The organism is Pseudonocardia sp. WMMC193 (genome assembly GCF_021728735.1).
Lineage (GTDB): Bacteria > Actinomycetota > Actinomycetes > Mycobacteriales > Pseudonocardiaceae > Pseudonocardia > Pseudonocardia oroxyli.
The window spans coordinates 4,659,580-4,671,493 of record NZ_JAKKDO010000003.1; the positions used below are offsets into that span (position 1 = coordinate 4,659,580).

Sequence of the window (11,914 nt, forward strand, 5' to 3'; positions counted from 1 at the left end):
ACGAGGTGTGAGCGAACGCGCCGTTCGCTGGGCTTGGGATCGCTCAGATCGCTCAGTGCTCGAAGATCTCGTCCCGCCAGGCCTCGCGGCTGGTGAGCCACGGCTGGGCCTCGCGGTAGCTCGCCCGCAGCTCCGGCCAGCGCTTCTGGACCTGGCGGTGCAGCTCGGCGGAGCGCTTCACCAGCTGCTTGAACACCTCGGGGTCACGGCGGCGGAAGGTCACGCCGCGGCCGTCCGGCGTGGACACGGTGGCCGAGTCGAGGTTCGACAGCACGAACCACTGCGCCTTCGTCCACGGCACGTTCCGCTGCGGGACGGTGGCCGCGGCCGGGTCCGGCGCCTTCAGGTTCCGGACGATCCCGCGCGCGAGACCCAGACCGGCCTTGAGCCGACCGACGGGCGGCTCCGGGAACAGCTGGGCGCCCAGGGCGTCGAGGGTCGAGAGCGGGACCTCGGTGGCGGACTGGAGGGGGCGGCCGTCGTCGTAGCGCGCCCGCTCGGCCCGGACCTCGCCGAGCACGCCCGGCAGCGTGGCGAACAGGGACTCCGGGCCCGCCAGGAAGTCCGTGAGGCCCTTGATCTGCAGCGCGACCGCCGAGTACTCCATCAGCATGAGGTGCCGCAGGGTGCGCTTGAAGGACTCCTGCAGCATCGCCTTCGGCGACTCGGGCCCGTGCAGCGCCGCGGCGATGAACCGGTTGCGGTAGTGGAAGTAGGCCTGCCAGTCCGAGCTGTCGTCCTTCTCGATGAAGGACATGTGCCAGATGGCGATGCCGGGGACGGTGGCGGTGCGGTAGCCGCGGCCCCGGGCGCGCAGGCCGTACTCGGCGTCGTCCCACTTGATGAACAGCGGCAGCGGCAGGCCCAGGTCCTCGGCGACGACGCGCGGGATCAGGCACATCCACCAGGCGTTGTAGTCGACGTCCACGCGGCGGTGCAGCCACGGCGTCTGGCGCAGGGTCTGCGCGGCCAGGTCGTGGTGCGGCTCGGTCTCGGGCGCGACGCGCCACATGAACTGGTTGCGGTCGACGACCTCGCCCATGGTCGAGAGCTGCGAGCGGGCCTGCAGCGACAGCATCTGCCCGCCGACCAGCATCGGCTCGCGGGCGAAGCGGGAGAACGCGACCGCCCGCAGGATGGAGTCCGGCTCGAGCAGGATGTCGTCGTCCATGTAGAGGATCTGCTCGCAGTCGGTGCTGCCGAGCGCCTCGTACATGACCCGCGCGTAGCCGCCGGAGCCGCCGAGGTTGGGCTGGTCGATGATGCGCAGCTTGTCGCCGAGCGCGTCCGCGGCGGCCGCGAACCCGGCGGCGTCGCGGACCTTCTGGGTCCCCTGGTCCGGCAGGATCACCGCGGTGACGGTCGCGAGCACCTCGGGGTCCGACGCGATCGCCGTCAGCGTGGCCACGCAGTCCGCGGGCCGGTTGAAGGTCGGCATGCCGATGGTCACCGCCGCGCGCCCGGGGGCGGCCGTCGGCGCGTGCCAGCCGCCGCCGTGGAGGGTGAGCTCGGCGTCCGCGCTGGTCAGGTCGAACCAGTACCAGCCGCCGTCCTCGAACGGGCGCAGGTCGAGTGCGAGATCGAGGTCCTGCTCGCCGGAGACGACCTCGCCGGTGACGTAGATGTGCGAGCCGTCCGCCTTGGACCGGTAGACGTCCACCCGGCCCTCGCCCTCCAGCGACAGCTTCAGCCGCAGCTCGGTGAGCGCCGACCAGTGCCGCCAGTAGCCGGCGGCGAACCCGTTGAAGTAGGCGCCGAAGCTCACCTCGCTCTGCGGGGGCAACACCGCGCTGGTCCGCGAGGTGACCCGCAGGGCCCGCCCGCTGGAGGCCGAGACCGTGAGGGTCATCGGCTTCTCCCGCGTCCCCGGCTGGGGCGTGGTCGGGGCCAGGGCGGTGCCGGTGCGCTCGTCGACGTAGAGGGCGCGCACGGACAGCGGATCCGCCTGCCGCGGCAGGATGATCCGCTGCAGCAGCGTGTCGATCGCGGTGGCGGGTGCGGCATCGGGACCGGTGGTCGTGGTCATCGTGGCTGCGGCCTCGATCTGTCGACGGTGGGGGCGGCACCCGAGCGTATCGGCGTCCCCCGGCCCGCCCGGAGGTGGGCCGGTCACCCGCGGGCGCCCGGCCGTCGGCGTGTCGCCCGTCCGACACGCGCGCCCTGACTACGTTCGGTGTTCGACCGACCGTCCTGGGGGAACACCGTGGTCACACTCGCGCACCGGGCGCCCCGGTCCGGGGCCTCGGCGGCCGGGCCCACGTCGTTCGCCGAGGTCCGCGCGCGGCGGTCGCACCGGCTCTGGATCCGCCGGGTCGACGTCGTCGTGGTCGGGCTGGGCGCGACCCTCCTCGCCGCGCTCGGCAGCGGCGTCCCCTCGTTCTGGTACGACGAGGCCGCGTCCGTGGCCTCCGCCGACCGCCCGATCCCGGACCTGCTGCGCCTGCTCGGCACGGTCGACGCCGTCCACGGCCTCTACTACCTGCTGCTGCACGTCTGGTTCGGCGTGGTGGGCATCGGCGAGTGGACGGCCCGGCTGCCGAGCGTGGTGGGCGTCGGGGTGGCCGCGAGCGGGTTGGTCGTGCTGGGGTACCTGCTCGGCGACCGTCGGCTCGCGGTCACCGCGGGGGTGGTGTTCGCGATCCTCCCGCGCACGACCTGGGCGGCGACCGAGGCGCGCTCGTCCGCCTGGACCATGGCGGTCGCGGTCTGGCTCACGGTCCTGCTGGTCACGACCCTGCGCAGGCCGTCACCGGCGCGGTGGGCCTGCTACGCGCTCGGGGTCGCCTGCTCGGTCGTGCTGTTCCTCTACTCGGCCACGCTGGTGGCGGCCCACCTCCTCGCGGTCGCCCTGATCGCCCGACGCCGGCTGGGGCCCGCCGCCCTCGCGGCCGCCGCCGGGCTCGCCGCCACGACCCCGTTCGCGCTGCTGACGGTCGCCGAGCGGGCCCAGGTCCAGTGGATCCCGCCGCTCGACGGCCGGGCCGTCGGCAACGTCCTGCGGGACCAGTGGTTCGTCGACTCGACCGTGGGGGCCGCGGTCGCCTGGCTGGTCGTGCTCGCGGCGCTCGGGGCGGCCGTACGGCGGCTCTGGCACGGCGCGCGGCCGCATGCCCCGGCGGCCTCGACGGTGGTGGCCGCCTGCGGCGCGGTCCTCCCGACGGCACTGCTCATCGCCTGGTCGCTGGGGACGACGCCGTCGTACCTGGACCGCTACGTCGCGTTCAGCACCCCGTTCGCGGCGATGCTGCTCGCGGCGGCCGTGCTCGCCCTCGCCCGCCGGCCGCGGCGCGCCGCGGTGCTGGTCGGGGTGCTCGCCGTGGCGTTCCTGCCCGCCTACCTGGGCCAGCGCACCGCGTACGCCAAGCCGGTGGGGATGGACTACAGCGCCGCCGCGGACGTCCTCGCCGCGCGGGCCCGGCCCGGTGACTGCGTGCTGTACGGCGCCGCCTCGTGGAACCCGACGACCCTGCGGATCGTCGGCGCCGCCCGACCGGACGCCGTGGCCGGGCTCGTCGACGTCGGGCTGGCCCGCAGCGCCGCGGACGCCGGCACGTTCTGGGCCGAACCCCTCCCCGTCGACGCCCTGCGGCTCGACGGGTGCGCCACCGCCTGGCTGGTCACCGACGCCGACCGGGACACCACGAGCCTGGTGGAGCGACCGACCGGCGAGGTGTTCACCATGGGCGCGGGCCGCGCCGCCGACACCCCGGAGTACGCGGCGGCCGTCTCGGCGGGCCTGCGCGAGACCGACCGGACCACGCTGAACCTGTCCCAGGTGATCCGGTTCGAGCGCGAGGCGGTCAGTCCTCGGCGGTGGTGCCCGACAGCGGGGTGCCCTCGGTGAAGTGCGGGGTGATCCGGTTGTCGAACATGGTCAGCGCGGACCCGATCGCCATGTGCATGTCGAGGTACTTGTAGGTGCCCAGGCGGCCGCCGAACAGGACGTTCCGGTTCGCGGTCTCCTTGCGGGCGAGCTCGCGGTAGCGCTCGAGCTTGGCCCGGTCCTCCGGCGTGCCGACGGGGTAGTACGGCTCGTCCCCGGACTCGGCGAAGCGCGAGTACTCCCGGACGATGACCGTCTTGTCCTTCGGGTAGTCCCGCTCGGGGTGGAAGTGCCGGAACTCGTGGATCCGGGTGAAGGGGACGTCCTGGTCGTTGTAGTTCATGACCGGGGTGCCCTGGAAGTCGCCGGTGTCCGTGCGGACCTCCATCTCGAAGTCCAGGGTGCGCCAGGACAGCTCACCCTCGCTGTAGTCGAAGTAGCGGTCCAGCGGCCCGGTGTAGACGACGGGGACGTCCGGCAGCTCGTCGCGGATCGCGAAGTAGTCCGTGTCGAGGCGGACGGTGATGTTCGGGTGGTCGGCCATCTTCTCGAGCCACGCGGTGTACCCGTCGACGGGCAGGCCCTCGTAGGTGTCGTTGAAGTAGCGGTTGTCGTAGGTGTAGCGCACCGGGAGCCGGGTGATGATCGACGCGCCCAGCTGCGTGGGGTCGGTCTGCCACTGCTTCGCGGTGTAGCCCTTCACGAACGCCTCGTAGAGCGGGCGGCCGATCAGCGAGATCGCCTTCTCCTCGAGGTTCTCCGCCTTCGCGGTCTCCACCTCCGAGGACTGCTCCGCGATCAGGGCACGCGCCTCGTCCGGGGTGTGGGCCTTGCCGAAGAACTGGTTGATCAGCGCCAGGTTCATCGGGAACGCGTAGACCTGCTCGCCGACGCGCGCGAACACCCGGTGCTGGTAGCCGGTGAACTCGGTGAACCGGTTGCAGTACTCCCACACCCGCGTGTTGCTGGTGTGGAAGAGATGCGCGCCGTACTTGTGGATCTCGATGCCCGTCTCGGGCTCGGGCTCGGAGTAGGCGTTGCCCCCGATGTGTGACCGACGCTCGACGACGAGCACCTTCTTGCCCAGCTCGGCGGCGGCACGCTCCGCGATCGTCAGCCCGAAGAAGCCGGAGCCGACCACGACCAGATCGAACTGTGCGTCAGTCACGGGCACCGAGGGTAGCGGGCTGCGCTCAGGCGGTCGGGACCACCCGGCCGAGGTCCAGCGAGTAGACGCTGACCGTGCCGCTGCGGAAGCGCAGGTCCAGACCGGGCAGCCCGTCGAGGTCGGCGAGGCCGGGGGCGAGGGAGAAGCCCGCGCTGCCCGCCCAGCCGTCCGGCGAGCCGTTGGAGCCGATGCCCGGGGCGGACTCGTCGACGTACACCCAGGCCACGTCCAGGTCCTCGAGCTGGCGGCGCACCGCCGGGTCGGTCGGGTAGGTGTTGAAGTGTTCGAGCAGCTCGTAGCTGTACGGCACGCCGGGCAGCCCGAGGGTGTAGACGTTCACCACCGGGACGCCGCGCTCGACGTAGAGGTAGGTGGAGCCGTCGTTGGGGGAGTTGAAGACCCGCTCCCCCGGCCGGACGCGGTCGGCGAGCCAGGCGATCGCGGCCTGGTCGTCCGGGCCGACGCGCACGAAGTCCGGGGTGGAGTACCGGGTGGCGACGGCCTCCTCGTTCATGGTCGCGTAGTTCCGGGCGGGCTCCACGGCGTAGAGGGTGAAGACGCCCGCCGCCACCGCGGTCACCACCGCCCACCCCGGCAGCCGGCTCGCGATCCTCGCGAGCAACGCCCCCACCAGCACCACCCCGAGTCCGGCGAGCACCGGAACCAGCATCGACGTGTGCGACCAGGTGCGGAGCATGGCGTTGTAGAAGAAGCCGGTGACGATCGCCTCGTAGCCGGTCCCCGGGCTCAGCCAGGCCCCGATCAGGATCACGACCCAGAAGAGCCAGGCCACGACCGGCCCGAGCCCGCGCCACCGCACGAGCAGCGCGACCACCCCGATGCCCGCCAGGATCGCGGCCGAGCGCTGGTAGGCGAGGTTGTCGGGATCGAGCCAGCCGGTGTACGGCAGGGCGAGGACCCGTTCGAGCGCCGTGCCGAAGTCGACGGGGCCGCTGTCGGGCGGGAACGCCCCGGTGCGGCCGGTGGCGCCCAGGCCCGGCCCGACCGCCGGGACGAGCAGCACCGCGGCCGTCCCGACCGCCACCGCCAGCGGCTTCAGCAGCCCGCGCAGCCGCTGTCTCCCGTACCGGGTGAGCAGCTCGCCCACACCCCAGAAGAACGTGGTCAGGCTGATCGACACGGCCACGGACGGGTGCACCCACACCGCGCCCGCCGTGGCGATCCCGGCCGCCACGCCGTACGCCATCCGCCGCCCGGGCAGCGCGACCAGTGCGGCGACGGCCCCCGGGACCATCGCGAACGCCGCGGCCTGGCCGAGGATGCCGCCGTCGTGCGTGAGCTGGTAGACGGGCCGGTACATGCCCGCGATGACCAACGCCGCGACACCGGCGGCGAGCATCGCCGCGCCGCGGCCCAGGCCCACCCGGCGGGCGGCCACGACGGCGAGCGCGGCCGTCCCGCTGATCATCGTGCCGACCAGGACGACGACCGTCATCGCGTTCAGCGCGCGGACGACCTCCAGGCCGTCGAGCTGGGCGGTGAGCCCCGCGAGCAGGTGGAAGCCGCTCGGGTAGAAGGAGACCGGGCCGCCGGTGAGGACGTCGGCCGGGACGAGCTCCCACGGCGCCGCCCGCCCGGACCGCGCGATGTAGGCGGTCTGCATCGCGTGGATGATCATGTCGTGTTCCTGCGGCACGGTCGCCAGGCCGGCGAGCCCGCGCAGCCAGCCCCACAGCCCGTACCCGAGCGCGACGACGGTCATCGCCAGCCCCACCGCGACCGGCACCGCCTCCGTCCGGTCCCGTCGGCGCTCCGCGGGCGGCGGGGTGTACTTCCAGCTCAGCGAGGCGAGCCGCCTGCGCCGCGCGCGGTACCCGCGCAGGCAGGCCACGACCAGCAGCAGGACGACCACCACCAGGACCGGCACCGGCCCGTACCCGAACCCGCCCACCGCGGCCACGACGGCCGTCAGCCCACACGTCGCCACGGTCAGCGGCGGCGCCACGGCGACCGCCACGACCGGCGACCCCACCCGCAGCGCGGCCAGCACCGCGAGACCGGGCACGTAGGCGACGAGCGCGGCCACGAGGAGGAGGACCACGTCGGACACGGACTGAGGCTAGCGGCGCGGCAACCGACACCCACGGTGACCCGCCCGCGGCCGCCGCTACGATTCGGACATGGCGGAACCGGGACCGGACACGACCGCAGGCTCCTACACCGATCGGCTCAGCCGGTTGCAGACCGCCCGGTGGAAGCAGGTGCTCGACGTCCAGGCCCCCTACCGGTGGAACCTGCGTCGGCTGCTGGGCGACCGCCGGGTGCTCGACGTCGGGTGCGGGATCGGGCGCAACCTGGCCAACCTCCCGGCGGGCAGCGTCGGGGTGGACCACAACCAGCACTCCGTCGACCACTGCCGCGCGCTCGGGCTGACCGCCTACACCGTGGACGAGTTCCTGGCCCTCGAGGACGCCCCGACCTTCGACGGGATGCTGGCCGCCCACCTCGTCGAACACCTCCCGCCCGCGGGTGCCGCGCCGATCCTGCGGCCCTACCTGCGGTTCCTGTCCCCCGGCGCCCGGGTGGTGCTGATCTGTCCGCAGGAGCGCGGGTACGCCTCCGACGCCACGCACACGGTGTTCTTCGACCACGCGCGGCTGCGGGCACTCGCCGAGGAGCTCGGGCTGACCGTCGAGGCGGAGCAGTCGTTCCCGTTCCCGCGCGCCGCGGGCAAGGTGTTCACCTACAACGAGTTCGTGTCGGTGGCGCGCGTCACCTGATGGTGTGACTACTGTCCGGGACCGTGCCCCTGGGTCCTGCCGTCCGCACCCGCCTCGGTCGCCTCGAGATCCCGGCCGCCGACGCCTACCGGTCGCTGTTCCTCAACCTGGACGACTGCGCGGCCGTGCTGGCCAGCGCCTTCCCCGCGAAGCGGATCCTCGAGGTCGGCTGCGGGGACGGCAGCGCCGCGCAGCGGCTGCTGGAGCGCTACCCGGACGCCGAGTACACCGGCATCGACGTCTCCGCCGAGCCCGGTCGGCTGTTCCGCGGTGATGCCGCGCGGGCTCGGTTCGCCGGCATCGACTCCACGAGCTTCCTCGCCACCGAGCCCGAGCCGTTCGACCTGGTCGTGGTCGTGGACGTGATCCATCACGTGCCGCCGGAGCATCGCGACGCGGTGCTCGCCGACGTCCGTGCGCTCACCGCACCGGGCGGGCACTACGCGATCAAGGAGTGGGAGCCGACCCGCGGGCCGGTGCACCTGGCCTGCCATCTCGCGGACCGCTACATCACCGGGGACCGGATCTCGCACGTCACGCCGGCGGCGATGAAGGCCCGGCTCGCCGACGAGCTCGTCCTCGAGGCCCGGATCCCGCCGCACCGGAACAACTACCTGCTCGGATACCGCCGCACCTGAGCTCGACGAGCGCCGGGTCGCCCGCCCGTCGGGGGGGCGCCGTCCGCTGCGGAACCGGCGGACCCGGGCTCAGTCCTCGCCGATGCGGGTCAGGCTCAGGGTGAAGCTGACGATGACCAGCTGGAAGCCGGTCACGCACAGGACCATGCCCACGATCGGGATGCGCATGGACTGCACCACGTCCAGGGCGCCGAAACCGCTCGCACCCCATGAGGTCACGGCCGCGATGAAGGCCGCGATGCCCAGCAGCATCAGCAGACCGCCGATGACCAGGCCCTTCTCCAGGGAGAGCCGGGTGAAGATGCGCTCGAACTTCTCCGACGGCGGGGGCAGCAGTTTCAGGTGCGCGGCGTACGAGCGGGCGATCACGGCGAGCCCCACCCCCTGCGTGCCGACCACGAACATGGTGGCGAAGGCGAGCATGGAGTGGATGCCGAACCCGACGTCCCCGACCATCCGGGTCACCGGCCCGACGGCCAGCCACACCATCCCGATCAGCCCGATGATCTGCAGGGCCAGCGACGGGTAGTAGACGAGCCAGCGCGGGGAGAAGGCCAGCAGGAAGCGCAGGTGCCGCCAGCCGTCCCGCCAGGTGCGCAGGTGGGGGGCCCGGGTGCGGCCGTCCGGCCGCAGGGTGGTGGGGACCTCGGTGATGCGGAAGTGCGCGAGCGAGGCGCGCACCACCATCTCCGAGGCGAACTCCATGCCGGACGTGCGCAGGCCCAGCTCGAGCAGCCGATCCCGGCGGAAGGCCCGCATCCCGCAGTGGAAGTCCCCGACCGGGATCCGGAAGAAGAGCCTGCCGAGCATCGACAGCACCGGGTTGCCCAGGTACTTGTGCAGGAACGGCATGGCGCCGGGCTCGATCCCACCCTTGAACCGGTTGCCCATCACCAGGTCGGAGCCGCCGCGCAGGCCTTCGAGGAAGCCGCCGAGGTTCTCCAGCGCGTAGCTGTCGTCCGCGTCCGCCATCAGCACGTACTCGCCGCGCGAGGCCTCGATCCCGGCCATGAGCGCCGCGCCGTACCCGCGCCGCGGCACGTCCACCACCCGGGCGCCGAGGCCGCGGGCGATCTCCTGGCTGCCGTCCGTGGACCCGTTGTCCGCGACGACGACCTCGCCCGCCACGCCCAGCTCGGCGATCGACTGCTGCGCCTTGCGGATGCAGGTCTCGAGGGTCTCGGCCTCGTTGAGACACGGGAGCACGACCGACAGCTCGACGGCCTGCGGTGCGGCCTCCGGCTCGGCCTCGACGGTCGACGAGGTCGTCATGTCAGCGTGCTCCTCCGTGCCTCGGCGGCGACTCGTGGGGTGCTCACGGCCAGGCCCAGGATGCGCCGGGCCGTGTCGAACTCTCCCGCACGGAGCAACCCGGGCAGTGTCGCCACGCCGTGTGCCCGGGAGGTCCAGTGCCAGCGCGCCGCCCGCGCGGCACGGTTCCAGCCGCGCGCGGCCAGCTCGGCCGCCACCTCGGCGAAGTACGCGGTCTCCTCGGCGAACCGGGTCCCGTCCACCGCACCGGAGCTCGACAGGCTCGCGGCGTGCCTGCGGTACTCGATGCCCGGCTCGCGCAGCAGCACGCACTCCCCGCCCGCCAGCAGCATGCGCAGGTAGAGGTCCAGGTCGAGGACGATGTCGTAGCCCTCGCGGAAGCCGTGGGCGCCGACGAACCCCCGGCGGAACACGCAGCTCGGGAAGTACATCCAGTTGCCGTGGAGCAGGGAGGTGGCCAGCTCCTCGCCGCCGGTCACCCGGGTCTCGCCGGTGACCGTGAGCTTGGTGCGGGCCTTCACCCGGTCGGCCAGCGGCGTGACGGGCTCCCCGGCGCCGTCGATCACGAGGGCGTCGGTGTGCAGCCACGCCGCCGTCGGGTGCTCGGCGGTGATCGCGTGGACACGGCCGACGAGGTCGGGACGCAGCCGGTCGTCCGCGCCGAGCAGCATGACCCAGTCGCCGGTCGCCTCGTCGAGGCAGCGCTGGAAGTTGCGGTTGATGCCCAGGCGGACCGGGTTGGGCAGATACCGGACCCGCGGATCCTCCCCCAGCCAGGAGCCGAGCTCCGGGGAACGGTCGGCGCCGTCGTCGATGACGGTGAGCCGCCAGCGCGGGTCGTCCTGCGCGCGGACGCTCTCGACGGCCTCGCGGAGCAGGGCGTCGTCCCCGTAGGCCGGGATGACGACGTCGAGGTCCGTGGTCACCGGGGGAGAGTAGCCGCTGCCCGAGGACGGCCCGCAGCCCCGTACGCTGCGGCGCATGGATCGGCTGGCCCGGATGCGTACGCGGCTCTCGGGTGCCGCGGTCGTCGGGGTCGGCATGCTGCTGCTCGGGGCGGCCGCCTACGTCTTCCTCGCCCTCGCCGGTCACGCGCTCGATCCGCAGGGCTTCACCGCGGTGTCGTCGGTGTACTTCGTGGTCGCGATCGTCGGGCCGGGGCTGTTCGTGGCCGTCGAGCAGGCGGCGAACCGCGAGGTGAGCGCCCGGCAGGCCGCCGGGCACGGGATCGGCCCGGTGGTGCGGTCCGCGTCCCAGGTGGCGGCGGGGCTGGCCGTCGTGGTGGCCGCCGCCCTGCTTCTGCTGTCCCCGGTGCTGGTCGACCGGGTGTTCGCCGGGTCGTGGGCGCTGCTCGTCGCGGTCGTGGTCTCGGTGGTCGGCGCGGCCGCCGTCTACACCCTGCGGGGGCTCTACGCGGGCGCCCGTCGGTTCGGTTGGTACAGCGCGACCCTGGGCGCCGAGGGTCTGGGCAGGCTGCTCCCGTGCGCCGCGCTCGTGCTCGCGGGGGCCGCGGAGCCCGTGCTCTTCGGGTTCGCGTTCGTGGTCGGGGCCGGGTTCGCGGCGCTGGTCACGGTCGCGGGCATGCGCGGGCACACCGGGGCGGACCTGCCGTCGCCGCCCGTCGACCGGCGCGGGCTGGGCCGCGAGGTCGGGCTGCTGGCCACCGCCTCGGGCCTGACGCTGCTGGTAGCGAACCTCGCCCCGGTCGTCGTGACGTCCCGGCTGGTCACGGACGCCGCGACCGCGGCCGCGTTCGCCTCGCTCTTCGTGCTGGCCCGCACCCCGCTGTTCCTCTTCGGCCCGGTGCAGGCACTCCTCATCCCCGGGCTCTCCGCCGCGGCCGCCGCGGGTGACCGCGGCTCGCTGCGCCGGCAGACCGGGATCGCGCTGGGGCTGGTCGGCGTCGTCGGCGGGCTCGGGATCCTCGCCGCGTGGATCGGCGGGTCCTGGGCCGCACAGACCTTCTTCGACGCCCCCGTCCCCATCGCGGGCGGGTACGCCGCCGCCCTCTGCGCGGGGACCCTGGGCATGATGGCCGCCCAGATCCTGCAGGCCGTCCTGGTCGCCCTGCGCGCGAGCCGGACCGCCACGCTCGCGTGGGCGGTCGGCACCGCGCTCTACGTCCCGATCCTGTTCCTCCCGCTGCCCCCGGTCCTGGCCGCCACGATCGCCCAGGTCGTCGCCCCGGCCGTGGTGGTGGCGCTGATGCTCGTGGGCGTGCGGTCGGGAGCACGCAAGCTCACCGCACCCGCGCTCCTCGCGGGTTGAGCCG

General features: G+C 73.5%; 9 protein-coding genes. 4 read left to right on the forward strand and 5 right to left on the reverse strand.

The genetic code is table 11. The features are described 5' to 3' along the window. Positions 1-52: 52 nt before the first annotated feature. Positions 53-2,026 (reverse strand): glycosyltransferase, encoded by a 1,974-nt coding sequence (locus L3X23_RS24080; RefSeq protein ID WP_237194751.1) that lies wholly within the window; start codon positions 2,024-2,026, stop codon positions 53-55. Between the two features lie 177 nt (positions 2,027-2,203). Here L3X23_RS24080 and L3X23_RS24085 point away from each other — a divergent pair, with 177 nt between their 5' ends. Further along, positions 2,204-3,844: a hypothetical protein gene (locus L3X23_RS24085; RefSeq protein ID WP_237194752.1), complete on the forward strand. Its 1,641-nt coding sequence runs from the start codon at positions 2,204-2,206 to the stop codon at positions 3,842-3,844. Here the strand turns inward: L3X23_RS24085 and glf are convergent. After that, positions 3,801-4,991 carry a UDP-galactopyranose mutase gene (glf, locus tag L3X23_RS24090; protein WP_237194753.1) on the reverse strand — a complete coding sequence of 397 codons (1,191 nt, stop codon included), beginning with the start codon at positions 4,989-4,991 and terminating at the stop codon, positions 3,801-3,803. The two genes, L3X23_RS24085 and glf, sit on opposite strands and share 44 nt — an antisense overlap. A gap of 25 nt (positions 4,992-5,016) precedes the next feature. After that, positions 5,017-7,062 carry a DUF6541 family protein gene (locus L3X23_RS24095; RefSeq protein WP_237194754.1) on the reverse strand — a complete coding sequence of 682 codons (2,046 nt, stop codon included), beginning with the start codon at positions 7,060-7,062 and terminating at the stop codon, positions 5,017-5,019. A gap of 70 nt (positions 7,063-7,132) precedes the next feature. Here L3X23_RS24095 and L3X23_RS24100 point away from each other — a divergent pair, with 70 nt between their 5' ends. Both L3X23_RS24100 and L3X23_RS24105 read left to right on the forward strand, forming a co-directional pair. Beyond that, a complete protein-coding gene (locus L3X23_RS24100; RefSeq protein WP_237194755.1) occupies positions 7,133-7,732 on the forward strand; it encodes a bifunctional 2-polyprenyl-6-hydroxyphenol methylase/3-demethylubiquinol 3-O-methyltransferase UbiG in 600 nt (199 codons plus the stop codon). A 23-nt stretch (positions 7,733-7,755) separates the two neighbouring features. Then, the gene (locus L3X23_RS24105; RefSeq protein ID WP_237194756.1) at positions 7,756-8,370 is read left to right on the forward strand and encodes a trans-aconitate 2-methyltransferase; all 615 of its coding nucleotides are present in this window, start codon (positions 7,756-7,758) and stop codon (positions 8,368-8,370) included. A 69-nt stretch (positions 8,371-8,439) separates the two neighbouring features. On the opposite strand, the gene L3X23_RS24110 is transcribed toward L3X23_RS24105, so the two are convergent. Then, positions 8,440-9,642: a glycosyltransferase family 2 protein gene (locus L3X23_RS24110; RefSeq protein WP_093081053.1), complete on the reverse strand. Its 1,203-nt coding sequence runs from the start codon at positions 9,640-9,642 to the stop codon at positions 8,440-8,442. Then, positions 9,639-10,568 (reverse strand): glycosyltransferase, encoded by a 930-nt coding sequence (locus L3X23_RS24115; protein WP_237194758.1) that lies wholly within the window; start codon positions 10,566-10,568, stop codon positions 9,639-9,641. The genes L3X23_RS24110 and L3X23_RS24115 overlap by 4 nt, the downstream gene beginning before the upstream one ends. Positions 10,569-10,623: 55 nt before the next feature. On the opposite strand from L3X23_RS24115, the gene L3X23_RS24120 reads away from it, so the two are divergent. After that, positions 10,624-11,910, forward strand: coding sequence for a hypothetical protein (locus tag L3X23_RS24120; RefSeq protein ID WP_237194761.1), 1,287 nt, complete (start codon positions 10,624-10,626; stop codon positions 11,908-11,910). The last annotated feature ends 4 nt before the right edge of the window (positions 11,911-11,914 follow it).